Source organism: Pseudomonas sp. WS 5146 (assembly GCF_012985495.1).
Taxonomy (GTDB): Bacteria; Pseudomonadota; Gammaproteobacteria; order Pseudomonadales; family Pseudomonadaceae; genus Aquipseudomonas; species Aquipseudomonas edaphica.
In genome coordinates this window covers 174089-197821 of record NZ_JAAQWL010000010.1, presented here as the reverse complement: position 1 = coordinate 197821, position 23733 = coordinate 174089, and the positions used below count along the sequence as shown (strand labels likewise).

23 protein-coding genes are annotated in these 23733 nt (G+C 61.6%); 11 read left to right on the top strand and 12 right to left on the bottom strand.

Features of this window, described 5'->3' with window-relative positions; all coding sequences use genetic code 11:
- Positions 1-8: 8 nt before the first annotated feature.
- From dgoD to HBO41_RS23440, 5 genes are all read right to left on the bottom strand, one after another.
- Positions 9-1157 (bottom strand): galactonate dehydratase, encoded by a 1149-nt coding sequence (dgoD, locus tag HBO41_RS23460; RefSeq protein ID WP_017137927.1) that lies wholly within the window; start codon positions 1155-1157, stop codon positions 9-11.
- A 48-nt stretch (positions 1158-1205) separates the two neighbouring features.
- The gene (locus tag HBO41_RS23455) at positions 1206-1826 is read right to left on the bottom strand and encodes a 2-dehydro-3-deoxy-6-phosphogalactonate aldolase (RefSeq protein WP_017137928.1); all 621 of its coding nucleotides are present in this window, start codon (positions 1824-1826) and stop codon (positions 1206-1208) included.
- A 1-nt stretch (position 1827) separates the two neighbouring features.
- Positions 1828-2787: a 2-dehydro-3-deoxygalactonokinase gene (locus HBO41_RS23450; protein WP_017137929.1), complete on the bottom strand. Its 960-nt coding sequence runs from the start codon at positions 2785-2787 to the stop codon at positions 1828-1830.
- A gap of 162 nt (positions 2788-2949) precedes the next feature.
- Complete coding sequence (locus HBO41_RS23445; RefSeq protein ID WP_099550184.1) at positions 2950-3276, bottom strand: DOPA 4,5-dioxygenase family protein; 327 nt, start codon at positions 3274-3276, stop codon at positions 2950-2952.
- 30 nt (positions 3277-3306) lie between these two features.
- On the bottom strand, positions 3307-4257 hold the full coding sequence (locus HBO41_RS23440; protein WP_017137931.1) for a choline sulfate utilization transcriptional regulator: 951 nt from the start codon (positions 4255-4257) through the stop codon (positions 3307-3309).
- A 103-nt stretch (positions 4258-4360) separates the two neighbouring features.
- On the opposite strand from HBO41_RS23440, the gene betC reads away from it, so the two are divergent.
- From betC to HBO41_RS23425, 3 genes are all read left to right on the top strand, one after another.
- Complete coding sequence (gene betC / locus HBO41_RS23435; RefSeq protein ID WP_169987939.1) at positions 4361-5875, top strand: choline-sulfatase; 1515 nt, start codon at positions 4361-4363, stop codon at positions 5873-5875.
- An 18-nt stretch (positions 5876-5893) separates the two neighbouring features.
- Positions 5894-6808: a choline ABC transporter substrate-binding protein gene (gene choX, locus HBO41_RS23430; RefSeq protein WP_017137933.1), complete on the top strand. Its 915-nt coding sequence runs from the start codon at positions 5894-5896 to the stop codon at positions 6806-6808.
- A gap of 96 nt (positions 6809-6904) precedes the next feature.
- Positions 6905-8473: a SulP family inorganic anion transporter gene (locus tag HBO41_RS23425; protein WP_169987937.1), complete on the top strand. Its 1569-nt coding sequence runs from the start codon at positions 6905-6907 to the stop codon at positions 8471-8473.
- Between the two features lie 126 nt (positions 8474-8599).
- On the opposite strand, the gene aroE is transcribed toward HBO41_RS23425, so the two are convergent.
- Positions 8600-9424 (bottom strand): shikimate dehydrogenase, encoded by an 825-nt coding sequence (gene aroE / locus HBO41_RS23420; RefSeq protein ID WP_169987935.1) that lies wholly within the window; start codon positions 9422-9424, stop codon positions 8600-8602.
- Positions 9424-10356 carry an oxygen-dependent coproporphyrinogen oxidase gene (gene hemF / locus HBO41_RS23415; RefSeq protein ID WP_017135151.1) on the bottom strand — a complete coding sequence of 311 codons (933 nt, stop codon included), beginning with the start codon at positions 10354-10356 and terminating at the stop codon, positions 9424-9426. Before hemF ends, aroE begins: the two co-directional genes overlap by 1 nt.
- Before the next feature lie 159 nt (positions 10357-10515).
- Here hemF and HBO41_RS23410 point away from each other — a divergent pair, with 159 nt between their 5' ends.
- A complete protein-coding gene (locus tag HBO41_RS23410) occupies positions 10516-11493 on the top strand; it encodes an NADPH:quinone reductase (protein WP_017135150.1) in 978 nt (325 codons plus the stop codon).
- A gap of 114 nt (positions 11494-11607) precedes the next feature.
- Here HBO41_RS23410 and HBO41_RS23405 read toward each other — a convergent pair whose 3' ends face one another.
- The 3 genes from HBO41_RS23405 to HBO41_RS23395 all read right to left on the bottom strand — a co-directional run bounded on the left by HBO41_RS23405 (position 11608) and on the right by HBO41_RS23395 (position 14158).
- Complete coding sequence (locus HBO41_RS23405; protein ID WP_017135149.1) at positions 11608-12165, bottom strand: L-threonylcarbamoyladenylate synthase; 558 nt, start codon at positions 12163-12165, stop codon at positions 11608-11610.
- Positions 12166-12223: 58 nt separating this feature from the next.
- Positions 12224-13327: a DNA-processing protein DprA gene (dprA, locus tag HBO41_RS23400; protein ID WP_169987933.1), complete on the bottom strand. Its 1104-nt coding sequence runs from the start codon at positions 13325-13327 to the stop codon at positions 12224-12226.
- 63 nt (positions 13328-13390) lie between these two features.
- Positions 13391-14158 carry a peptidoglycan-binding protein gene (locus HBO41_RS23395; protein ID WP_138448948.1) on the bottom strand — a complete coding sequence of 256 codons (768 nt, stop codon included), beginning with the start codon at positions 14156-14158 and terminating at the stop codon, positions 13391-13393.
- A gap of 135 nt (positions 14159-14293) precedes the next feature.
- On the opposite strand from HBO41_RS23395, the gene def reads away from it, so the two are divergent.
- The 5 genes from def to HBO41_RS23370 all read left to right on the top strand — a co-directional run bounded on the left by def (position 14294) and on the right by HBO41_RS23370 (position 18972).
- Positions 14294-14800, top strand: coding sequence for a peptide deformylase (gene def, locus HBO41_RS23390; protein WP_017135146.1), 507 nt, complete (start codon positions 14294-14296; stop codon positions 14798-14800).
- A 69-nt stretch (positions 14801-14869) separates the two neighbouring features.
- Positions 14870-15823: a methionyl-tRNA formyltransferase gene (gene fmt, locus HBO41_RS23385; protein WP_017135145.1), complete on the top strand. Its 954-nt coding sequence runs from the start codon at positions 14870-14872 to the stop codon at positions 15821-15823.
- The gene (gene rsmB / locus HBO41_RS23380; protein WP_169987931.1) at positions 15820-17130 is read left to right on the top strand and encodes a 16S rRNA (cytosine(967)-C(5))-methyltransferase RsmB; all 1311 of its coding nucleotides are present in this window, start codon (positions 15820-15822) and stop codon (positions 17128-17130) included. The genes fmt and rsmB overlap by 4 nt, the downstream gene beginning before the upstream one ends.
- A 21-nt stretch (positions 17131-17151) precedes the next feature.
- On the top strand, positions 17152-18525 hold the full coding sequence (gene trkA / locus HBO41_RS23375) for a Trk system potassium transporter TrkA (protein ID WP_017135143.1): 1374 nt from the start codon (positions 17152-17154) through the stop codon (positions 18523-18525).
- A 135-nt stretch (positions 18526-18660) separates the two neighbouring features.
- Positions 18661-18972, top strand: a complete 312-nt coding sequence (locus HBO41_RS23370; RefSeq protein WP_017135142.1) for a hypothetical protein — start codon at positions 18661-18663, stop codon at positions 18970-18972.
- Between the two features lie 188 nt (positions 18973-19160).
- On the opposite strand, the gene HBO41_RS23365 is transcribed toward HBO41_RS23370, so the two are convergent.
- On the bottom strand, positions 19161-20048 hold the full coding sequence (locus HBO41_RS23365) for a lysophospholipid acyltransferase (RefSeq protein ID WP_169987929.1): 888 nt from the start codon (positions 20046-20048) through the stop codon (positions 19161-19163).
- 40 nt (positions 20049-20088) lie between these two features.
- Entirely contained in the window at positions 20089-20646 is a 558-nt protein-coding gene (locus HBO41_RS23360; protein ID WP_017135140.1) for a DNA-3-methyladenine glycosylase I, read from the bottom strand.
- 81 nt (positions 20647-20727) lie between these two features.
- Between HBO41_RS23360 and glyQ the strand changes: the two genes are divergently transcribed.
- Positions 20728-21681, top strand: coding sequence for a glycine--tRNA ligase subunit alpha (gene glyQ, locus HBO41_RS23355; protein ID WP_003187265.1), 954 nt, complete (start codon positions 20728-20730; stop codon positions 21679-21681).
- The gene (gene glyS / locus HBO41_RS23350) at positions 21678-23732 is read left to right on the top strand and encodes a glycine--tRNA ligase subunit beta (RefSeq protein ID WP_169987927.1); all 2055 of its coding nucleotides are present in this window, start codon (positions 21678-21680) and stop codon (positions 23730-23732) included. Before glyQ ends, glyS begins: the two co-directional genes overlap by 4 nt.
- The last annotated feature ends 1 nt before the right edge of the window (position 23733 follow it).

Genomic DNA, 23733 nt, shown 5'->3' with positions numbered 1-23733 from the left:
GTAAGCAATCACCACTCGGCAAAGCTGCCGTCGGCATGCCGCCAGATCGGGTTGCGCCAGCGGTGGCCGATGGCGGCGCGTTCGATCACGTATTCCTCGTTGATCTCAATGCCCAGGCCCGGCCCGTTGGGGATCTTCACGAAGCCTTTGTCATAGTCGAACACGCCTGGATCGCGCACGTAATCGAGCAGGTCATTGCTCTCGTTGTAGTGAATACCCAGGCTTTGCTCCTGAATAAACGCGTTGTAGCAAACCGCGTCCAATTGCAGGCACGCCGCCAGGGCAATCGGGCCCAGCGGGCAGTGCAGGGCCAGGGCCACGTCGTAGGCTTCGGCCATGTTGGCGATCTTGCGGGTTTCGGTGATGCCGCCCGCGTGGGACGCGTCCGGTTGGATGATGTCGACATAACCTTCGCTGAGCACACGCTTGAAGTCCCAACGGGAAAACAGCCGCTCGCCCAGGGCAATCGGCGTACTGGTCAACGGCGCCAGTTCTTTGAGCGCTTCGTAGTTTTCGCTGAGCACCGGCTCTTCGATAAACATCAGCTTGTACGGGTCCAGCTCTTTCATCAGCACCTTGGCCATGGGCTTGTGCACGCGGCCATGGAAGTCGACGCCGATGCCGACATTAGGCCCGACCGCATCGCGCACGGCGGCAACGTTGGCCAATGCCAGGTCGACTTTCTCGAAGCTGTCGACGAACTGCAATTCTTCGGTGCCATTCATTTTCACGGCGGTGAAGCCACGGGCCACGGCCTCTTTGGCGGCACGGGCGGTGTCGGCGGGGCGGTCGCCGCCGATCCAGGAATACACGCGGATCTTGTCACGCACCTGGCCACCCAACAGGTCGCTGACCGACACGCCGAGCGCCTTGCCCTTGATGTCCCACAGCGCCTGGTCGATACCGGCGAGGGCACTCATGTGCACCGCGCCGCCACGGTAAAAGCCGCCGCGATAGAGCACGGTCCAGATATCTTCGATATTGCGTGGGTCTTTGCCGATCAAATAGTCGGAAAGTTCTTCAACGGCGGCGGCCACGGTGTGGGCGCGGCCCTCCACCACAGGCTCACCCCAACCGGTCACGCCCTGGTCGGTCTCGACCTTGAGGAAGCACCAGCGCGGCGGGACGATAAAGGTGGTCAGTTTGGTGATTTTCATCTTCTTATCTCTCTTATCGATGCAGCGCCAGGGGCGCAAACCTTGAGTTCAGTTAAGCGCGTTCCAGGCCGCGACATAGGCCTGGGCATTGCTCGCCACTTGGTCCACCGACATGCCCGGTTTGAACAACCCGGAACCCAGGCCAAAGCCCTTGGCGCCAGCGTCGAAGTACACCTGCATGTTGCCTGGGGTCACGCCGCCCACCGGCAGCAGTAAGGTGCCGGTCGGCAATACCGCCAGCCACGCCTTGATCACCGCCGGGCCCATTTGCTCGGCCGGGAACAGCTTCAAAACATCCGCGCCTTCGGCCAGCGCGGCGAAGGCCTCGGTCGGCGTCGCCACACCCGGCGACAGGAACAGCCCCGCCGCTTTGGCGGCACGCAATACCTTGGCATCGCTGTGGGGCATGACGATGACTTGGCCGCCGGCGGCTTTGACCTGCTCGACCTGTTCCGGGGTCAACACGGTGCCCGCGCCGATCAGGCAATCGGCGGGCAAGGTGTCGCGCAGGGTGCGGATGCTGGTGTAAGGGTCCGGCGAATTCAGTGGCACTTCGATCACGCGAAAACCGGCCTCATAGAGCACCTGGCCGACCGCCTGCGCTTCATCCGGGCGCACGCCGCGCAAGATTGCGATCAAACCGTTGTGTGCGAGTGCTTGCTTGAGCATGTCAGGCCTCCTGTACAGGTTGAGTGAGCCCAGCAGCGACGGCCAACTGCCACAGGCCGCGCGCGGTGGCTTCCTGCGCGAGGCTGACGTGGGCGAAGCCGCAGAGGGCAAGGGCGCGTTGGTAGCGGGCGCAGAGGTCGGCAGCGCCGACCAGGACGATAGGCTTGTGGTTGGCCTGCTGCGGCAAGCCGGCGAGTTCGTGGCCGATCAGCAGGCCGGACAGATAATCGGGCTGCTCGTCTGGCGCCAGTTCGCCGGTCAACCCCAGGGTACGAGCGCTGAACAAGGTCGACAGCACGCCGCGCTGGCCGTCGTTTGACAGCGCCACGTGGACGCCACGATCAAACGCCGCGACCTGGAATTTTTCGGACTGTTGCTGGGTACGCCCGAGAATGCTGTGCTTACTGAGTACCGCAAACAGCTCGCCGGTCATGAACGTGTCGAAGTGGGTGATGCAGCCTTCAACCACCTCGACCCATTTGGAATGGCTGCCCGGCAGGCCGATCAACACGTCGGCGCCCAGGCCTTGCAGCACACCCAGCACTTGAGTTTCTTCGCCACGCATCACATTGGGCAAGCCGACCCGCTCGATCACACCCGGCACAATATGCACCTGCACCCCGCGCAGGCTGCGCACAGGGTGCAAGGCCTGGCCGAGGCTGGCGACGTCGACGGGCGTTTGGCGATAGGCCGCTTCGCTCCAGCCTTGGGCACTGCCGACCATGCCGCAGGCAATCACCGGCAGGCCGGGCTGCGCGTCGAGCCAGTCGCCGCAGGCCGCATCGAACGCCAACTCAAAGCCGTCACTGCACAGCACGCCAGCAATGACCCGGGGTTCGCTGGGCAGGTGCATGATGCCGAACGCCAACGCGCGCTGTTCGAGCACACAGCCAGCCGGGCCGAGTTTGTAAGCACGAAGGGAGCTGGTCCCCCAGTCGAGCGCGATCAATTGCGCCTGCATCGCTTCACCTGAAATGAGTGGGTGCTGAAAAAGCTGATGGGCGAATATAAACCTACGACTGGCAATATCTCAATATATAAATAACAGTCCCATATATTGGGAGAATATAATAAAAAATCCCATCGCCTTTGCTCAGGGTGATGGGATCAGGTGCAGCATTGGTTAAAAAATAGACAGGTTCAGCTCACGCATCGCGCCCATCCAGATCGCGTAATCGGTGTGATCTTTCAGGTCATCACCGGTATCCGGGTGCAGGAACACCACCAACCCATCGCGATGCAGCGCCAGCCAGGGCAACACCACGCCGATGTATTCCGGCTCGAATGCCAGCTGGCAGCTCCAGTCCGGGTGGGGGCCGACCGGCTTTTCGTGTACACGACCCATGCTCAGCGGGAACAGCGTGGCTGCGTCCTCGCAGAGCTTGCGCGCCTGGTCGATGGTGCTGGCGTCAAAGTAGATGTGGGCGTGGTAGCCCTTGATACGTTGCATGGCGAAATCCGGATCCAATATGCGCCGATCCTAGACCGCAATCGACGGCAGGGCCAGCCCGGTCAACGACTGCGCGCTGCTGGCTTGCTCGGCCACCAGCCAATCGACAAAGCGCTCGACCAATTGCCCCCGGCGTTTGCGCTGGGGCTGCACCACGTAATAACCGAAGCGCGAGATCACCGTGTCATTGATCGGCCGGCACAGCCAGTTCTGTTCCAGCAGGTTATCCACCAAGTGCCGCCAACCGATGGCCACGCCCTGCCCGGCAATCGCCGCCTGGATCAGCAGGGTGTAATTGTCGAAGCGCAATTGCCCAGGCGTGGGCGCCGTGGTGATGCCTAACTCACGAAACACGCCGCTCCAGTCGAACCACTGGCTGTTGTTTTCCTGGCGCAGGTGCAGCAGCGGGTAATCGTGCAGATTTTGCACCGTCAGTGGCGTGGATTGAGCCTTGAGCCACTGCGGGCTGCACACCGGAAACACTTCCTCGTTGAACAGCCACAAGCTCTCGCCCTGCTTGAAACGCCCATCGCCAAACAACACCGCCACGTCGATATCGCTGCGCAAAGTCGCGTGGTTGCGTTCGCTGGTCACCAGGCTCACATCCACCTGCGGGTTGGCCTGGTGAAAGCGATGCAGGCGCGGCATCAGCCAGTAGGCGGCGAAGGCGAAGTCGGTGGCCACTTGCAGCACTTCGTGCTGGTCCTGCTGGGTGATCGTGCTGAGGCCTTGGTTGATGGCCTGCAAACCGCCTTGCACCTGTTCAAACAACAGCGCGCCCGCATCCGTCAGTTCGATGCCTCGGTAGATGCGATCGAACAGGCGGATCGCCAGTTGCTCTTCAAGGCGCTTGATCTGCTGGCTGATGGCCGGCTGCGTAGTGCCCAACTCCATCGCGGCGGCGGTAAAGCTGCGATGGCGCGCCGCGGCTTCAAAGGCACGCAGCAGGTCGAGGGACAGATCACCGAGGGCTTCATACATAAGCTGTGCTTATCCTAGACATTGCTTTCCATGGGCTTTACCCCATTTTCCATGGGCTGCATGCTCATTCGCATAAACACCGCCTATGGAATGCCGATAGATCATGAAGCGCAAGAACATTCTTTTCATCATGGCCGATCAAATGGCCGCGCCGATGCTGCCGTTCTACGGACCTTCCCCGATCAAGTTGCCGAACCTGAGCCGCCTGGCTGCACAGGGCGTGGTGTTTGACGCCGCCTACTGCAATAGCCCGCTGTGCGCGCCTTCGCGTTTCACCCTGGTCAGCGGCCAGTTGCCGAGCAAGATTGGCGCCTACGACAACGCCGCCGATTTCCCCGCCGATGTACCCACTTATGCCCACTACCTGCGCCGCCTCGGTTACCGCACGGCACTGTCGGGCAAGATGCATTTCTGCGGGCCAGATCAGTTGCACGGCTATGAAGAACGCCTGACCAGCGACATCTACCCGGCCGACTATGGCTGGGCGGTGAACTGGGATGAACCAGACGTGCGTCCCACCTGGTACCACAACATGTCGTCGGTGCTGCAAGCAGGGCCGTGCGTGCGCACCAATCAGCTGGATTTCGACGAAGAGGTGGTGTTCAAAGCCCAGCAGTATCTGTTTGACCATATCCGTGAAGACGGCAACCAGCCGTTCTGCCTCACCGTGTCGATGACGCACCCACACGACCCGTACACCATTCCCAAGCCGTTCTGGGACCTGTACGACGACAACGACATCCCAATGCCGGCAACCCCCGCGCAAGGCGATCTCGACCCGCATTCCCAGCGCCTGCTCAAGGTTTACGACCTGTGGGGCAAGCCGCTGCCTGTGGACAAGATCCGCGATGCGCGCCGCGCGTATTTCGGCGCGTGCAGCTATATCGACAGCAATGTCGGCAAGCTCCTGCAAACCCTGGAAGACACCGGCCTGGCCGACGACACGATCATCATCTTCTCCGGCGACCACGGCGACATGCTCGGCGAGCGAGGCCTCTGGTACAAAATGCACTGGTTCGAAATGGCCGCCCGCGTGCCGCTGCTGGTGAGTGCGCTAGGCCAGTTTGCGGCGGGCCGCGTGAGCAACGCCGTGTCCACCGCCGACCTGCTGCCCACCCTGGTGGAACTGGCCGGCGGCGAGTTGGACCCGCGCCTGGCGCTGGACGGCCGTTCGCTGGTCCCGCACCTGCAAGGGCAGGGCGGGCACGACGAAGTGTTTGGCGAATACATGGCCGAAGGCACCATCAGCCCACTGATGATGATTCGGCGCGGCGCCTGTAAATTCATCTACAGCGAAGACGACCCTTGTCTACTGTTCGATGTACACAACGACCCGCATGAACGGGAAGACCTCAGCCAGTCACCGGAACACCGGCCACTGTTCGAGGCGTTTTTGAATGAGGCGCGGGCCAAATGGGACATCCCGGCGATCCACCAGCAGGTGCTCGCCAGCCAACGCCGTCGCCGCCTGGTGTTCGAGGCACTGACCCAAGGCAAGCTGAAGAGCTGGGATCACCAGCCACTGGTGGACGCCAGTCAGCAATACATGCGCAACCATATCGACCTCGACGACCTGGAGCGCAAGGCACGTTATCCACAACCCTGCCAAAACCAATAAATAGACAGAGGGAAGGCCATGCAAAAGTTGACCGTGGTACTGAGTATGTTGGTGCTGGGCAGCGCCAATGTGTACGCAGACGCTAGCTGCGAAACGGTAAAAATGGCCGATCCAGGCTGGAGCGATATCGCCGCCACCAATGCCATCACCGGTTTCCTGTTGAACGGCATGGGCTACAAGGCCAAGGTCGACACCCTGGCGGTGCCGATCACGTTTGGCGGGCTCAAGGATGGCCAGGTGGATGTGTTCCTGGGCAACTGGATGCCGGCGCAGCAGGGTTTCTACGACAAGTTCGTGGCCAATGGCGATGTGGTGCAACTGGCGAAAAACCTCGACGGCACCGAATTCACCCTCGCCGTGCCGGACTATGTGTGGGACGCCGGTGTGCATGATTTTGCCGACCTGAACAAATTTGCCGACAAGTTCGACAAGAAGATCTACGGCATTGGCTCCGGCGCGCCGGCGAACATCTCGCTGCAGGAGATCATCAAGAAGAATGACTTCGACCTGGGCCAGTGGAAGCTGATCGAGTCGAGCGAGCAGGCGATGCTGGCCGAAGTGTCGCGGGCGGTGAAAAAGCAGAAGTTCGTGACCTTCCTCGGCTGGACGCCGCACCCGATGAACGTGCAGTTGAAAATGCATTACCTCAAAGGCGGCGAGAAATATTTTGGTGACACCGGCAGCGTGTATACCTTGACCCGCAAGGGTTATGCCCAGGCCTGCCCGAACGTAGGAAAATTGCTGACCAACCTGAGTTTTACCCAGGAGATGGAGAACAGCATCATGGCCGAGGTGGCCAACAATAAAGTCAGCAATGCCGACGCGGCAAAAGCGTGGATCAAAGCCAACCCGGCGGTACTGGACACATGGCTGGATGGCGTAAAAACCCTCGACGGTAAAGACGCACTGTCTGCCGTAAAAGCCAAACTCTAAGGGCCGCCGCGCATCCCTGTGGGAGCTGGCTTGCCTGCTCCCACAGAGACTTAGGTGTACTGATACTCTGAGCTAAACCTTTCTACCGAGTCTGCGATGCCCCGGCCCAACCGCCACACTCTCTTCCCCTTCCTTGCCTGGCTGCCGCGCCAAACCCGCGCCAGCGTCGGCCGGGACGCGATTGTCGGGCTCAGCGGCGCCGTGCTCGCCTTGCCGCAGTCCATTGCCTACGCGCTGATCGCCGGGCTCCCACCCGAATACGGCCTGTATGCCGCCATCATCCCCGTCTTGATCGCCTGCCTGTGGGGCTCCTCCTGGCACCTGATCTGCGGCCCGACGGCGGCGATTTCCATCGTCCTGTACGCCAGCGTCAGTCCGCTGGCCGTGCCTGGCTCGCAGGACTACATCACGCTGATCCTGTTGCTCACATTCCTCGCCGGTGTGTTCCAGTGGCTGCTGGGCATGCTGCGCTTTGGCGCGCTGGTGAATTTCGTCTCGCATTCGGTGGTGCTGGGTTTCACTCTGGGCGCTGCCGTGGTGATTGCCTTGGGGCAATTGCCCAACTTGCTGGGGCTGGATTTGCCCAGCCAGGCCACGGCGATCAATAGCTTGCTGGCACTGGTGGACCATGCCGGTGAATGGGACCACGCCTCACTGACGCTGGGCCTGGGCACCCTGTTGGTGGGCGCGCTGCTCAAATACCTGGTCCCGCGTTGGCCAACACTGTTGATTGCCCTGACACTGGGCAGCCTGGTGGCGTGGCTTTGGCCGGCGATGTTCGGGCATGTGGCGCGGGTGAGTTCGTTTATCGGCAAACTGCCACCGTTCAGCCCGCTGCCGATGGACCTGGATATACTTCTGCGCCTGCTGCCCAGCGCCGTGGCGGTGGGCATGCTTGGGCTGGTCACCAGCCTGTCGATTGCGCGCTCGTTGTCGGCGCGTTCACAGCAATTGCTCGACGCCAATCAGGAAGTCCGTGCGCAGGGTCTATCCAATATCGTCGGCGGCTTTTTCTCCGGGTACTTGTCGGCCGGCTCCTTCACCCGCTCCGGCCTCAGCTATGAAGCAGGCGCCTGCTCGCCGTTGGCGGGCGTGTTTTCCGCGCTCTGGGTGGCATTGTTTGCGTTATTTGGCGCGGCCTTGATCGCGCACATCCCGATCCCGAGCATGGCCGCAAGCATCCTGCTGATTTGCTGGGGCCTGGTGGATCATCGTGGCATTCGCGCGCTGTTCCGCGTCAGCCGCGCCGAGTTTGTGGTGATGAGCCTGACCGGCGTCGCGACCTTGCTGCTGGAGCTGCAAACGGCGATTTACGCGGGCGTGCTGGCATCGTTGTTTTTCTACCTCAAACGCACCTCACAGCCGCGGGTTCAGCAATGGCGCGACGGTGATGAGGATGTGTTGCGGGTAGGCGGTTCGATCTTCTTCGGCGCCAGCCATTACCTGCAAGTGCGGCTGCAAAGCCTGCAGGGCGAGCGGGTGGTGATCGAGGCGCAGCAAATTAACTTTATCGACTATTCCGGGGTGGAGATGCTGCACCAGGAGGCGCGGCGGTTGGCGGGTATGGGGCGTAGCCTGACGTTGCGCCGGGCGCGGCCGCAAGTCGTCGAGGAACTGAAAAAGCTGGAAGGGGCCGATAAATGCCCCATCCATTTCGAAGACTGAATGCGGTGAAAACTGTGGGAGCTGGCTTGCCTGCGATAGCGGTGGATCAGCCAGCCCAACTGTATCTGATCCACCGCCATCGCAGGCAAGCCAGCTCCCACATTTTGACCGTGTTCACATTCAGATTTATGCCGCAGCCAACTGCCGTCGCAACTCAGCCAACACCGGCGCCGACTGCGGGCGCACGCCGCGCCACAGGAAGAAGGCTTCTGCGGCCTGCTCCACCAACATGCCCAAACCATCCATCGCCACCGCCGCGCCTTGCTCGGTAGCCCAGCGACAGAACGCGGTCGGCTCCTTGGCATACATCATGTCGTAGCAAAAGGTCTTGCCCGGTTCGATCAGGCTGCCCGCAATTGGCGGTACATCGCCTGACAGGCTGGCAGACGTGGCATTGATGATCACGTCCACCGGCTCACGCAGCCAATCGAAACCGCTGGCCGACACCGGCCCCAAATCGTCGAACAGCTCGGCAAGCAGTTCGGCTTTTTCAACGGTGCGGTTGGCGATGATCAGCGACGCAGGTTGCTCAGCCAGTAACGGCTCCAACGCCCCGCGTACGGCGCCACCGGCGCCCAGAAGCAGGATGCGCTTGCCTTGCAGGCTCAACCCGGCATTCACCGTGAGGTCGCGCACCAGGCCGGCGCCGTCGGTGTTGTCGCCCAACAAGCTGCCGTCGGCGAGCTTGCTCAGGGTGTTCACAGCGCCTGCGCGCTGGGCGCGTTCGGTCAAGCTGTTGGCCAGGCGGTAGGCGTCTTCCTTGAACGGCACGGTGACGTTGGCGCCACGGCCTTGTGCAAAGAACTCACGGGCACAGCCGGTGAAATCCTCCAGCGGCGCGAGCAGGGTGCTGTAGTCCAGTTGCTCACCGGTCTGCTCGGCGAACATGCGGTGAATCAACGGCGACTTGCTGTGGCCAATGGGGTTGCCGAACACCACATAACGGTCCATCAGACAGCCGCCTTGGGCGCAGCAAGGCCCAACCAGTCGCGGTCTTGCAGGTAGTAATCAGTGAGGCGCGCTTCTTCGCTGTCGGCTTCGGCCTTCCAGTCGTAGCTCCAGCGTACTTGCGGCGGCAGCGACATCAGGATCGACTCGGTGCGCCCGCCCGATTGCAGGCCGAACAGGGTGCCCCGGTCGTAGACCAGGTTGAATTCGACGTAGCGGCCACGACGGAATTCCTGGAATTGGCGCTGCTGCTCGGTGTAAGCCATGGCCTTGCGACGCTGCACGATCGGCAGGTAGGCGTCGATGTAGGCATCGCCGATGGCACGGATGAAGGCGAAGCAGGTGTCAAAGCCCCACTCGTTCAAGTCATCGAAGAACAGGCCGCCGATGCCGCGCGGTTCGTTGCGGTGCTTGATATGGAAGTAGGTGTCGCACCAGGCCTTGTAGCGCGAATACACATCCGCGCCAAACGGCGCACAGGCCTGCTCGGCCACGCGATGCCAGTGGATGCAGTCTTCTTCATTGCCGTAGTAGGGCGTGAGGTCGAAGCCGCCACCGAACCACCACACCGGCTCTTCGCCGTCTTTTTCGGCGATGAAAAAGCGCACGTTGGCGTGGGACGTCGGCACATGCGGGTTGTGCGGATGGATCACCAGCGACACGCCGAGGGCTTCAAAGCCACGGCCAGCCAGTTCCGGGCGATGCGCGCTGGCGGACGGTGGCAGGCCGCTGCCGAAGACGTGGGAAAAGTTGACGCCGCCTTTTTCGATCACCGAACCGTTTTCGATCACACGGGTGCGACCGCCGCCGCCGGCAGGCCGGGTCCAGGCGTCTTCGATAAAGCGAGTGTCCGTCTCGAAGGTTTCCAGGGCGCTGCAAATGCGGTCTTGCAGGTCAAGCAGGTAGGCCTTTACAGCCTCGGTGCGGGTAGTCATGGCATCACCTTGAATCGGGCAAAGCTACGCGAGGCCATTGGGCGTCGGCGGCAAATGGGCGCACAGGATACCACTGCACCCGACCGCGCCGCAGTTGACGAAGATCAAGCTTAGGAGTGGGATAGGGGGCTACGCGATTCGACCTCAGGAGAAGTGCAGATGGCCAAACGTATCCAGTTCAGCGCCCATGGTGGCCCCGAAGTGCTTGAGTATGTGGACTACACCCCGGCAGAACCTGGGCCACAGCAGGTTCGTGTGCGGAACGAGGCCATCGGCCTGAACTTCATCGACACCTATTTCCGCAGCGGCCTGTATGCGCCGCCAGCCTTGCCGTCGGGCCTTGGCGCAGAAGGCGCTGGCGTGGTGGATGCGGTTGGCAGCGAGGTCACGCAGTTCAAGGTCGGTGACCGCGTGGCCTACGGCAGTGGCCCACTGGGTGCGTACAGCCAACTGCATGTGTTGCCTGCCGCCAACCTGGTGCACTTGCCCGACGCTATCAGCTTCGAACAGGCGGCTGGCGCGATGCTCAAGGGCCTGACCGTGCAGTACCTGCTGCGTCAGACCTACGAGTTGAAGGGTGGCGAAACCATTCTGTTCCACGCCGCTGCCGGTGGCGTGGGTTCGCTGGCCTGCCAATGGGCCAAGGCGCTGGGCGTGAAGCTGATCGGCACCGTGAGTTCGCCGGAAAAAGCCGCACTGGCCAAATCCCTCGGCGCCTGGGAAACCATCGACTACAGCAAGGAAAACGTCGCACAGCGCGTGCTGGAATTGACCGACGGCAAAAAAGTCCCGGTGGTGTACGACGGCGTTGGCAAAGATACCTGGCTGACCTCGCTGGACAGCGTGGCGCCACGGGGTTTAGTGGTGAGTTTCGGCAATGCGTCGGGCGCGGTGGATGGCGTGAACCTGGGGATTCTGGCGGCGAAGGGCTCGTTGTATGTCACTCGGCCGACACTGGCGACTTACGCCAGCAACCCGAAAGACTTGCAGGCGATGGCCGATGATCTGTTCTCGATGATCAAGAGCGGCAAGGTGCGTATTGATATCAACCAGCGGTTTGCGCTGGCGGATGCGGCGAAGGCGCAGACGGAGTTGTCGGGGCGCAGGACGACCGGGTCGACCATTTTGCTGCCATAAGTCTCTAAGATCTTCCGCGTTTGTAAGGGCCCCATCGCGGGCAAGCCCGCTCCCTCATTTGGAATGCATTCCCCTGTGGGAGCCGGGCTTGCCCGCGATGGCCGCGCCTCGGTCTCAAGACGGCCGCACTACCTCACCCGTCGCCAAATCACGAATCAGGCTCGGGTTCTTGCGCCCACCCAGGGCACCACCCAGCACCAAATCCACTTGGCCACGGAAATACTGCTCCACACGAATCCGCGTACGCGCCGCCGGGCGGCCTTGCGGGTTGGCTGAGGTAGAGATCAACGGCCCCACCTGCGCGCATAAATCCCTAACCAACGGATGATCGCTGACCCGCAGCGCCACGGTGTCATGCACACCGGTCACCCATTCCGGCAACATGCCCTGATGCGGCACCAGCCAGGTATTCGGCCCCGGCCAGGTGCTGGCCATGCGGTCGATCCAGGTGTCCGGGAAGTCTTCAAACAGAAAATCGAACTGACGGATATTGTCCGCCACCAGGATCAGCCCCTTGTCGACCGAGCGATTCTTGATCGCCAGCAGCCGGTCCACCGCGTCTTCATTCCACGGGTCGCAGCCCAGGCCCCAGACCGCTTCGGTCGGATAGGCAATCACCGCGCCTGCGCGAATTTCTCGTGCGGCTTCCAGCACACGCCACCTGTTGACCATTGCTCACTCTCCGGACTAAAGCTGTGGGCAGTTTACCGATGTTCTTTGCAAAAACTAATTACATAAGCGGGCCGCGCGCAAGCCAGCGCCCGCTTTCGCAGATCACCTGGCCCTCAAGCTCAAGCTCGGTAAGCGCCGCCAGTGTGTGGGACAACGGCCGCCCGCTGGCAATCGCCAAGGCCTCGCTGGTGAGGGGCGCCGCGTGCAGCAGCGCCACCAGCGGATGGGTGACCGGCATCGGCGCCGGGCGGGACAACGCCTGCCAACCGCGCAAGCCGTCCAGGATGTGCTCGATGGACTCCACCAGCGTCGCACCGTCGCGAATCAACTGATGGCAGCCCTTGGCGCCCGGATGATGAATGGAGCCCGGAATCGCATACACCTCACGCCCTTGCTCGGCGGCAAGCTTGGCGGTGATCAGCGAACCACTGGCCATGCTGGCTTCCACCACCAGCACCCCCAGCGACAGGCCGCTGATAATCCGGTTGCGCCGTGGAAAGTTGGCGGCCTGGGGCGCGGCGTCCAGCGGAAACTCGGAAACCACCGCGCTGCCCTGGGCAATCATCGCGGCGGCGAGCTGGCGGTGGCGTTGTGGATAAAAATTTTCGAGGCCGGTGCCGAGCACGCCGATTGTCTGCCCCCCGACATCTAATGCCGCTTGGTGCGCAGCACCGTCGATGCCCAAGGCCAAGCCACTGGTGATGACAAAACCGGCACTTGCCAGGCTGCGCGAAAAGGCGGCGGCAGTGTCCATCCCAGGGCGTGATGCACGGCGACTGCCGACCATGGCCAACTGCGGTTTTTCGAGAATGTTTGGCTCGCCGGCAACGAATAATAACGGCGGTGCATCGTCGATCTGCGCCAGTAACGCAGGGTACTCAGGCTGGTCCCACATCAGTAAATGCTGGGCCGGGCGCTCCAACCATGCGAGCGCATCACTGGCGCCATCTCGAATTTCAGGGCTGCGCCTGGCATCGGCGCTAATGGGTGGCAACCCGAGAGAACGCCAGGCACTCGCCGGGGCGCTGATGGCCTTGGAGGCAGAACCAAATGCGTCAATCAATACGCGAAAACGCTTGGGGCCCAGTTCCGGCAGCCTGTGCAAGCGTAGTCGGGCTTCCAGTTCTGCAGGGGAAATTTCAGGGCTGTTTGTCGGATACATTTGATCGTCCTTGATCTGAACAAGCTGTGGATAACTCTGTTGGTAACTTATTTAGCAGGCTATTTATTGCGTTTGTCGGGCAGTCTCGAATCGATCCATGACCGCGAGTGAACGCGAGGCTCTGAGCACCAGGCCATAACTGAGTTTTTCGTAGGTGCGAAACACCAGCAGCGTGCCAGCATCTTCATCGGGGAGTTGGGCCGGGGCGCCAGAGAGGCTGTCGCGTACGCTCACGCCGGCCTTGATCACCGTGAGCAGGTGGCCTTCGGCCAGACCGTCACGGCGGCCCTTGTTCAAGGTCACGGCATCCATTACGCCGATCTGGGTGACACCCTTGGGAATATCGATAATGTGCCCTTCGATGAAAGGCGCAGGCTCCCGGTTAGCCCATTCGACGGGCGGTTCGGCACGCAGCAAGCGGTCGCCTGGGCGCACTTCCTGGGTCACCCTTTGCACGGCCAGGGTGCTGAGGTCGCCCGCCAATACAAAGCGTGCGCTGCCGATGTCGTCGGCATTGATGCCCAGCAGCTCCTGGGTTTGCGGGTCGGTGTAGGTTTTGCCGCGACGAAAGATCCCATAGTCCGGCTGGGCCGGGTCCAGGTCACCGCGGGCATGCACGCGCTCACCGTTGGCGCCCAGGACTCGCCCCGCGTCGGCGGCAACAATGTAAGGGGCGTTGTCCAGGTCCTGGGGTGTATCGAAAATGCGGTTGTGCAGCAAGAAGTGGCGGATGGCCTGTTGCGTCGCCTGTTCCAGGCGCGGGCCGGGCTGGGAAACCAGGGCCATGGCGAGCGGCGCCCACAACAGCAAGACGAGTAGCGATTTCCTCATGGGGTCAATCTCCTTTATTATGTGCGTTCGCGTGAAATGCCAGAGCCTTAGCGGCTTTCGAACCTTTCACACCGGCGGTCTGGGTCCATCCCAACGCCGATTTGCCTCTACCTCACATGTGCAGCAATTACGCTTATGGCTATTTTGAACATCCTCGAATTTCCCGACTCGCGCCTGCGCACGATCGCCAAACCGGTGGCCGTAGTGGACGACAAGGTTCGTCAGTTGGTCGATGACATGTTTGAAACAATGTATGAAGCCCCGGGCATCGGCCTCGCCGCGACCCAGGTCAACGTGCATCAGCGCGTCGTGGTCATGGACCTGTCGGAAGATCGCAGCGAGCCGCGGGTGTTTATCAACCCCGAGTTCGAACCGCTGACCGAAGAGATGGGCGAATACCAGGAAGGCTGCCTGTCAGTGCCGGAGTTCTACGAGAACGTCGAACGCCCGCTGCGCGTGAAGATCAAGGCCCTGGACCGTGACGGCAAGCCCTACGAACTGATCGCCGAAGGCTTGCTGGCAGTGTGCATTCAGCATGAATGCGACCACCTCAACGGCAAGCTGTTTGTTGATTACCTGTCCACGCTTAAACGCGACCGGATCAAGAAGAAGCTGGAAAAAAAGCATCGCCAGCAAGCTTGATGCCCTTCTTCCAAAGGCTTGCTGCGGCAAGCCTTTTTCTTTTGTGACTGTTTTTAACCGAGAACTCCCATGACCGAGCCACTGCGCATTGTTTTTGCCGGCACTCCCGAATTCGCTGCCGAACACCTCAAGGCGCTGCTTGCCAGCCCTTATGACATCGTGGCGGTGTACACCCAGCCGGATCGCCCGGCCGGTCGCGGGCAAAAACTGATGCCAAGCCCGGTCAAGCAGTTGGCGCTTGAACACAACATCCCTGTGCTGCAACCGCCAACCCTGCGCAACGCCGATGCCCAGGCGGAACTGGCGGCGTTGAAGCCCGACTTGCTGGTGGTAGTGGCTTACGGTTTGATCCTGCCTCAAGCGGTGCTGGATATCCCGCGCCTGGGCTGCATCAACAGCCACGCTTCGTTGCTGCCGCGTTGGCGCGGTGCGGCGCCGATCCAGCGCGCCGTCGAAGCCGGTGACCTTGAAAGCGGTGTGACCGTGATGCGCATGGAGGCGGGTCTGGATACCGGCCCGATGCTGCTCAAGGTTGCCACCCCAATCACGGCTGAAGACACGGGCGGCAGCCTGCACGACCGCTTGGCCGAACTTGGCCCGCCCGCCGTGATCCAGGCCATCGCTGGCCTGGCGGCCGGCACGCTGGAAGGCGAAGTACAGGACGACAGCCTCGCCACCTACGCACACAAACTAAATAAAGACGAAGCGCGTATCGACTGGAACCTCCCGGCCGTTGAGCTGGAACGCCTGGTGCGTGCCTTCAACCCGTGGCCGATCTGCCACAGCACCCTCAATGGCGAAGCGTTGAAAGTGCTGGCCGCCACCTTAGTGGATGGCAAAGGTGCTCCGGGTGAAATCATCGGCGCCAGCAAGGACGGCCTGTTGGTCGCCTGCGGTGAACAGGCGCTGTGCCTGACCCGCCTGCAATTGCCCGGCGGCAAGGCGCTTAATTTCAGCGACTTGTTCAACAGCCGTCGTGAGAAATTTGCCTTGGGCACGGTTCTCGGGGCGGTCGCTCAATGAACCCGCGTCTGGCCGCCGCCAAGGCGCTCGCTGCCGTACTCAACGGCAAGGCTTCGCTGAACAGTTCGTTGCCTACACAAATGGACAAGGTTGAAGACCGTGATCGCGGTTTCACCCAGGACCTGGCCTTTGGCACCGCCCGCTGGCAGCCGCGCTTGTCGGCCCTGGCGGCCAAGCTGCTGCAAAAGCCGTTCAAGGCCGCCGACGCCGATGTAGAGGCGCTGCTGCTGGTGGGCCTTTATCAGTTGCTCTACACCCGCGTGCCGGCTCACGCCGCCATCGGTGAAACCGTCGGCTGCGCCGACAAGCTGAAGAAGCCGTGGGCCAAGGCCTTGCTCAATGCCGTACTGCGTCGCGCCCAGCGTGAAAGCGAAGCGCTGCTGGCCGAGCTGGAACATGACCCGGTGGTGCGCACAGCGCACCCGCGCTGGCTGCAAAAATCCCTGAAAGCCTTCTGGCCCGAGCAATGGGAAGCCATTTGCGCCGCCAACAATGCGCACCCGCCGATGATTTTGCGGGTCAACCGTCGCCACCACAGCCGTGACGCCTACCTGCAATTGCTCACCGGTGCCGGCATCAGCGCCGCGCCGTGCGTGTACAGCGTCGACGGCATCGTGCTGGAAGCGGCCACCGACGTGCGCAGCCTGCCGGGCTTTGCCGAAGGCTGGATCAGCGTGCAGGACGAAGCCGCACAATTGGCCGCCGACCTGCTCGACCTGGCCCCAGGCCAACGCGTACTGGACGCCTGCTGCGCGCCGGGCGGTAAGACGTGTCACATTCTGGAAGTCGAAAAAGACCTGGCCGGTGTAGTCGCCGTCGACCTGGAAGCCAAGCGCCTTGTGCGCGTGCGTGAAAACCTTGCACGCCTGGGCCTGAGCGCCGAGCTGATCGCCGCCGACGGCCGCGACACCGCCACGTGGTGGGACGGCAAGCCGTTCCAGCGCATCCTGCTCGACGCGCCATGTTCCGCCACTGGCGTGATCCGCCGTCACCCGGATATCAAGCTCACCCGCCAACCCGACGACATCGCCGCCCTGGCCGTGCTGCAAGGCGAACTGCTCGATGCAATGTGGCCAACGCTGGAAGTCGGCGGCATCCTGCTCTACGCCACGTGCTCCACGCTGCCGACAGAAAATACCGAGGTGATCCAAGCCTTCCTCGCCCGTACCAGTGGCGCGCGGGAGCTGGACCTCGCCACGGCGGCCGGTATCAAGCAGCCCCATGGCCGCCAACTGCTCGCGCAGGAAGGCGGACACGATGGCTTCTATTACGCCAAACTGATCAAGATTGCTGCCGCGCGCGGCTAATGGGTTTAAGGGAGTGACCGGATGAAAATCATCATCCTTGGTGCAGGGCAGGTCGGCGGCACACTGGCCGAACATTTGGCCAGCGAAGCCAACGACATCACCGTGGTCGACACCGACAGCGAGCGCCTGCGCAACCTGGGCGACCGCCTGGACATCCGTACCGTGCAAGGCCGCGCGTCATTCCCGACGGTGCTGCGCCAGGCCGGTGCCGACGATGCCGATATGCTGGTGGCGGTGACCAACAGTGACGAGACCAACATGGTCGCCTGCCAAGTCGCCCATACCCTGTTTCATACGCCCACCAAGATCGCCCGCGTGCGCGAAGCCGCCTACCTGACCCGCGCCGGTCTGTTCGACAACGATGCGATTCCGGTGGACGTGCTGATCAGCCCCGAACAGGTGGTGACCCATTACATCAAGCGCCTGATCGAAATTCCCGGCGCCTTGCAGGTTATCGACTTTGCCGAAGGCAAGGCGCAACTGGTGGCGGTAAAGGCTTATTACGGCGGTCCGCTGGTGGGCCAGCAACTGCGTCAGCTGCGCGAACACATGCCGAATGTGGAAACCCGCGTGGCGGCGATTTTCCGTCGCGACCGGCCGATCCTGCCCCAGGGCGATACGGTGATCGAAGCGGACGACGAAGTGTTTTTCATCGCTGCCAAAGCGAATATTCGTGCAGTGATGAGCGAAATGCGTCGACTCGATGAGAGCTACAAACGCATCGTCATTGCCGGCGGCGGGCAGATCGGCGAGCGCTTGGCCGAGGCCATCGAGAGCCGCTACCAGGTCAAGATCATCGAGATGAACCCGACACGCTGCCGGCATTTGTCCGACACCCTCGACAGCACCGTGGTCCTGCAAGGCAGCGCCTCGGACCGTGACCTGCTGATGGAAGAAAACATCGCCGACGCCGATATCTTCCTGGCCCTGACCAACGACGACGAGGCCAACATCATGTCCTCGTTGCTGGCCAAGCGGCTGGGGGCGAAGAAGGTGATGACCATCATCAACAACCCGGCCTATGTCGACCTGATCCAGGGCGGCGACATCGACATCGCCATCAGCCCGCAGTTGGCCACCATCGGCACCTTGCTGGCCCACGTGCGCCGTGGCGATATCGTCAGCGTGCACTCCCTGCGCCGGGGCGCGGCGGAAGCCATCGAGGCGATTGCCCATGGTGATTCAAAGTCGAGCAAAGTGATCGGCAAGGCGATCCGCGATATCGGCCTGCCGCCGGGCACCACCATCGGCGCGATCATTCGTGACGAAGAGGTGATCATCGCCCATGACGACACGATGATCGCTACGGGTGACCATGTGATTCTGTTCCTTGTGGATAAAAAGCATATTCGCGATGTGGAGAAGCTGTTTCACGTGGGGCTGAGTTTTTTCTGATTAAAAATTTGAGTGAGCCTGCCGCCGCCATCGCGGGCAAGCCCGCTCCCACCTGTGATCGCGTTCCAAGTGTGGGAGCGGGCTTGCTCGCGATGACGATATCGAAACCGCTATGTAGCTAAAGGACGCACAGCCATGCTCGAATCCCTGGAAAAAATGCTCGCCAAGGGTGTGGATAATTCATTGCTGCGCTTTGGCTTGGGCAAGGGTTATCTGGACTTGAAGGACAACGCCAAGGCGGCCGAGCATTTGCAGAAATGCGTCGAGTTCGACCCGAAGTATTCGGCGGCGTGGAAGCTGTTGGGCAAGGCTCAGCAGGGTTTGGGTGATAGTGCCGCAGCACGGCTGGCGTGGGAAAAGGGCATAGAAGCAGCCCTGGCACATGGCGACAAACAGGCTGAAAAAGAGATGACGGTGTTCCTGAAGAAACTCGATCGCCTGGCCTGAATTGATCCCTGTGGGAGCTGGCTTGCCTGCGATAGCATCACCTCGGTATGGCTGAAAAACCGAGTTTATGATCGTTCCCACGCTCTGCGTGGGAATGCAGCCCTGGGCGCTCTGCGCCTGCCCTTAAAACCGTGACGCGGAGCGTCACAGGCGGCGTTCCCACGCGGAGCGTGGGAACGATCACGTGGTCAGTACCAGCTCTCTTCACCCGGCGGGCGTTTCTTGAAGCGCTTCATGCTCCACATGTACTGGCTCGGGTAGGCACCGACATAACGCTCCACCACCTTGCTCATCGCCGCGCAGGAGGTAGCCGTGTCGGTGCTGTACATATCTTCCGGCGCTGCTTCCAGAATCACTTTGTAACCCGAACCGTCCGGCAGCCTCAGGGCATGCAGGAACACGCCAACAGCCTTGTGGCCTGCGAGCATGTTCGGCACAAACTTGCTGGTCAGCGCCTGGGTGGCGAAAAACGGCACGAAGATGCCCGCAGATTCCGCCGGCTCCGGGTCAGCCGGAATACCCACCTGACCACCTTTGCGCACTTCCTTGATCACACTGAGGATGCCTTCCTTGGTGGACGCCGCCACGCGGTTACCCAACTGCACCCGCTGTTTTTGCAGCAACTCATCCACCGCCTTGAGCTTGGGCGGGCGGTAGAAAATGATCGGTTTGCACTGGTTGCAATAGAAGTGGTTCAACACTTCCCAGTTGCCCAGGTGGCTGGTGATGCCAACCACGCCTTTGCCTGAGGCCAATGCCTCATGCAGCACTTCCAGGCCTTCGACTTCGCGCACCAGGTCGATGGAACGCTGTGCCGGCCAGATCCAGGCGCAAGCGCTTTCGGTCAGCGACTTGCCGATGTCCATCAGGCTTTGGCCCACCAGACGCTCGCGGGCGGCCGGGTCCATGTCCGGGAAGCATTTAGAGAGGTTGATCCGCACCGTGTCGCGGGAGCGGTTGGGGGTTTTCCACATGATCCAGCCAATCGCCGTGCCGACGGCCTGGACAGCGCGCCAGGGCAGCAGGGCAAACAACCGAAGAGCGCCTACCAGCAAGGCGCCTTTAAACTTTTCCACAGGTCACTCCTGATCGTGTGTGGTGCGCAAAGCGGGCATTCTAACCGGCGTTGGCCAAGTCCGCGTAACGGTCGCAGTCCTGAGTGTGGTCCATGACCATGCCCGAGGCCTGCATGAACGCGTAGCAGATGGTCGGGCCGACGAAGGTGAAACCGGCTTTTTTCAACGCTTTACTCATGGCTTCAGCCTCGGGGGTAATCGCCGGGACTTGGCTGCGATCGGTAAAGTGATTGACCTTGGGCACGCCGCCAACAAAGGACCAGAGCAACCCCACCGGATCTTCCAGCGCCAGCCAGGCGGCGGCGTTGCGGCGGGTGGCGTTGAGCTTTAGGCGGTTACGCACGATGCCTGGATCGAGCATCAGTGCTTCGATTTCAGCATCGGTCAGCCTGGCCAAACGCTGCGCATCAAAGCCGAACAAGACCTTTCGATAATGCTCGCGTTTGCGTAAAACGGTGATCCAGGACAGGCCCGCCTGGAACCCTTCGAGCAAAAGCAACTCGAACAAACCCTGCGCATCGCGCAGCGGCGTTCCCCACTCCTGATCGTGATAAGCCATGTACAGCGGATCTTCAGAACACCAAAAGCAGCGTGGCATAAGGCTCCAGGGAGTGGTGGCAGGGCCGAATCGGGTATACTCCCGCTCTTTAAATCGCAGCCCAAGTAACAGGTGAATTTCGTGAGCCAGCCTACGCCAGCCGTGCGTACCTTCCAAGACTTGATCCTCGCCCTCCAGCAATACTGGGCCGAGCAAGGTTGTGTGGTACTTCAGCCCTACGATATGGAAGTAGGCGCCGGCACTTTCCACACCGCTACATTCCTGCGGGCCATCGGCCCGGAAACCTGGAACGCCGCTTATGTGCAGCCCAGTCGTCGCCCGACTGACGGCCGCTACGGCGAAAACCCGAACCGTCTGCAGCACTACTACCAGTTCCAGGTGGTATTGAAGCCGAACCCGGATAACTTCCAGGAGCTGTACCTGGGCTCGCTGAAACATGTCGGCCTGGACCCACTGGTGCACGACATCCGTTTCGTCGAAGACAACTGGGAATCGCCAACTTTGGGCGCCTGGGGCCTGGGCTGGGAAGTCTGGCTCAATGGCATGGAAGTGACGCAGTTCACGTACTTCCAGCAAGCCGGCGGCATCGAGTGCTACCCGGTGACCGGCGAGATCACCTACGGTCTCGAGCGCCTGGCCATGTACCTGCAAGGCGTGGATTCGGTCTACGACCTGGTGTGGGCTGACGGCCCGTTCGGCAAAGTCACCTACGGCGACGTGTTCCACCAGAACGAAGTGGAGCAATCCACTTACAACTTCGAACACGCCAACGTCGACAAGCTGTTCGAACTGTTCGACTTCTATGAAAGCGAAGCCAAGCGCCTGATCGAACTCGACCAGCCGCTGCCGTTGCCGAGCTATGAAATGGTGTTGAAGGCTTCCCATACCTTCAACCTGCTGGACGCCCGCCGTGCCATCTCGGTGACCGCGCGCCAGCAATACATCCTGCGTGTACGCACCCTGGCGCGTTCCGTCGCCCAAGCCTACCTGCTGGCTCGCGCCAAGCTGGGCTTCCCGATGGCAACCCCGGACCTGCGTGATGAAGTGTTGGCTAAGCTGGAGGCTGCACAATGAGTGCTCAAGATTTCCTGGTTGAACTGGGCACCGAAGAGCTGCCACCCAAGGCACTGAACACCCTGGCCGATGCGTTCCTGGCCGGTATCGAAAAAGGCCTGCACAGCGCTGGCCTGAAATTCGCCGCGAAAAAAGTCTACGCCGCGCCACGTCGCCTGGCGGTGTTGCTGACCGCGCTGGAAACCCAGCAACCGGACCGCAGCATCAACCTCGACGGCCCACCGCGCCAGGCGGCTTTTGATGCTGAAGGCAATCCGACTCAAGCCGCCCTTGGTTTTGCCAAGAAGTGCGGCGTCGAGCTGAGCGAGATCGACCAGAGCGGCCCGAAACTGCGCTTCAGCCAGGTCATCACCGGCAAGCCAACGGCAAGCCTGTTGCCGACCATCGTTGAAGACTCGCTGAACGACTTGCCTATCCCCAAGCGCATGCGCTGGGGTGCTCGCAAGGAAGAGTTCGTGCGCCCAACTCAGTGGCTGGTGATGTTGCTCGGTGACCAAGTCATCGACTGCACGATCCTCGCCCAGAAGGCTGGCCGTGATTCCCGTGGTCACCGCTTCCACCATCCAGAAGCCGTGCGCATCACCTCGCCGGCCAACTACGCCGCCGACCTGCGTGCCGCTTACGTACTGGCCGATGCCAACGAGCGCCGCGAGCTGATCAGCAAGCGCACCGAAGAGCTGGCCCGCCTGCAGGAAGGCACCGCCATCGTGCCGCCAAGCCTGCTCGACGAAGTGACCGCGCTGGTTGAATGGCCGGTGCCGCTGGTGTGCTCGTTCGAGGAGCGTTTCCTCGACGTGCCGCAAGAAGCGCTGATCACCACCATGCAGGACAACCAGAAGTATTTCTGCCTGCTGGATGTGGACGGTAAGCTGCTGCCGCGTTTTATCACCGTGGCCAACATCGAAAGCAAAGACCCGCAGCAGATCATCGCCGGTAACGAGAAAGTCGTGCGCCCGCGCCTGACTGACGCCGAGTTCTTCTTCAAGCAAGACAAGAAGCAGAAGCTCGAAGACTTCAACCTGCGCCTGCAAAACGTGGTGTTCCAGGAAAAACTCGGCAGCGTCTACGACAAGGCCGTGCGCGTTTCCAAGCTGTCCGCCTACATTGCCCCACGCATTGGCGGTGACGCTGCCTGGGCAGCCCGCGCTGGCTTGCTGTCCAAGTGCGACCTGGCCACCGAAATGGTCGGCGAGTTCCCGGAGATGCAAGGCGTTGCCGGTTACTACTACGCCCTCAACGACGGCGAGCCGGACGATGTGGCCCTGGCTCTGAACGAGCAGTACATGCCGCGCGGCGCTGGCGCTGAGCTGCCAAGCACCTTGACCGGTGCGGCCGTGGCCATCGCTGACAAGCTGGACACCCTCGTCGGTATCTTCGGTATCGGCATGTTGCCTACCGGCAGCAAAGACCCGTATGCCCTGCGCCGTGCGGCCCTGGGCGTGCTGCGTATCCTGATCGACAAAAAGCTCGACCTCGACCTGACCCAGGCCGTGGTGTTTGCAGTCGGCCAGTTTGGCGCCAAGGTCAAGCAAGCCGGGTTGGCCGAGCAAGTGCTGGAGTTTGTGTTCGACCGCCTGCGTGCGCGTTATGAAGACGAAGGCGTGGACGTTTCCGTCTACCTGTCGGTACGTGCCCTGCAACCGGGCTCGGCGTTGGACTTCGATCAGCGCGTACAGGCCGTACAAGCCTTCCGCAAGCTGCCGGAAGCCGAGGCTCTGGCCGCCGTGAACAAGCGTGTGTCGAACCTGCTGAGCAAGGCCGACAACCTCGGCAATGCCGAAGTCGACCCTGGCCTGTTTGCCGATGCCAAGGAGTTCTCGCTGAACTCGGCCATCGCCAAAGCGGAAAACGCGGTGAAGCCGCTGCTCGCCGAACGCAATTACGCCGAAGCACTGGCGCGCCTGGCCACCTTGCGTGAGCCGGTGGATGCGTTCTTTGAAGCGGTGATGATCAATGCCGAAGATGCTGGCGTGCGGAAAAACCGCTACGCCATGCTGGCACGCCTGCGCGGCTTGTTCATCAACATCGCTGACATTTCTGTACTGGGCTGAC

Excerpts from the sequence above, each read along its gene's own strand:
- dgoD (WP_017137927.1), bottom strand. The coding sequence starts at position 1,157 with ATGAAAATCACCAAACTGACCACCTTTATCGTCCCGCCGCGCTGGTGC.
- HBO41_RS23455 (WP_017137928.1), bottom strand. The coding sequence starts at position 1,826 with ATGCTCAAGCAAGCACTCGCACACAACGGTTTGATCGCAATCTTGCGC.
- HBO41_RS23450 (WP_017137929.1), bottom strand. The coding sequence starts at position 2,787 with ATGCAGGCGCAATTGATCGCGCTCGACTGGGGGACCAGCTCCCTTCGT.
- HBO41_RS23445 (WP_099550184.1), bottom strand. The coding sequence starts at position 3,276 with ATGCAACGTATCAAGGGCTACCACGCCCACATCTACTTTGACGCCAGC.
- HBO41_RS23440 (WP_017137931.1), bottom strand. The coding sequence starts at position 4,257 with ATGTATGAAGCCCTCGGTGATCTGTCCCTCGACCTGCTGCGTGCCTTT.
- betC (WP_169987939.1), top strand. The coding sequence starts at position 4,361 with ATGAAGCGCAAGAACATTCTTTTCATCATGGCCGATCAAATGGCCGCG.
- choX (WP_017137933.1), top strand. The coding sequence starts at position 5,894 with ATGCAAAAGTTGACCGTGGTACTGAGTATGTTGGTGCTGGGCAGCGCC.
- HBO41_RS23425 (WP_169987937.1), top strand. The coding sequence starts at position 6,905 with ATGCCCCGGCCCAACCGCCACACTCTCTTCCCCTTCCTTGCCTGGCTG.
- aroE (WP_169987935.1), bottom strand. The coding sequence starts at position 9,424 with ATGGACCGTTATGTGGTGTTCGGCAACCCCATTGGCCACAGCAAGTCG.
- hemF (WP_017135151.1), bottom strand. The coding sequence starts at position 10,356 with ATGACTACCCGCACCGAGGCTGTAAAGGCCTACCTGCTTGACCTGCAA.
- HBO41_RS23410 (WP_017135150.1), top strand. The coding sequence starts at position 10,516 with ATGGCCAAACGTATCCAGTTCAGCGCCCATGGTGGCCCCGAAGTGCTT.
- HBO41_RS23405 (WP_017135149.1), bottom strand. The coding sequence starts at position 12,165 with ATGGTCAACAGGTGGCGTGTGCTGGAAGCCGCACGAGAAATTCGCGCA.
- dprA (WP_169987933.1), bottom strand. The coding sequence starts at position 13,327 with ATGTATCCGACAAACAGCCCTGAAATTTCCCCTGCAGAACTGGAAGCC.
- HBO41_RS23395 (WP_138448948.1), bottom strand. The coding sequence starts at position 14,158 with ATGAGGAAATCGCTACTCGTCTTGCTGTTGTGGGCGCCGCTCGCCATG.
- def (WP_017135146.1), top strand. The coding sequence starts at position 14,294 with ATGGCTATTTTGAACATCCTCGAATTTCCCGACTCGCGCCTGCGCACG.
- fmt (WP_017135145.1), top strand. The coding sequence starts at position 14,870 with ATGACCGAGCCACTGCGCATTGTTTTTGCCGGCACTCCCGAATTCGCT.
- rsmB (WP_169987931.1), top strand. The coding sequence starts at position 15,820 with ATGAACCCGCGTCTGGCCGCCGCCAAGGCGCTCGCTGCCGTACTCAAC.
- trkA (WP_017135143.1), top strand. The coding sequence starts at position 17,152 with ATGAAAATCATCATCCTTGGTGCAGGGCAGGTCGGCGGCACACTGGCC.
- HBO41_RS23370 (WP_017135142.1), top strand. The coding sequence starts at position 18,661 with ATGCTCGAATCCCTGGAAAAAATGCTCGCCAAGGGTGTGGATAATTCA.
- HBO41_RS23360 (WP_017135140.1), bottom strand. The coding sequence starts at position 20,646 with ATGCCACGCTGCTTTTGGTGTTCTGAAGATCCGCTGTACATGGCTTAT.
- glyS (WP_169987927.1), top strand. The coding sequence starts at position 21,678 with ATGAGTGCTCAAGATTTCCTGGTTGAACTGGGCACCGAAGAGCTGCCA.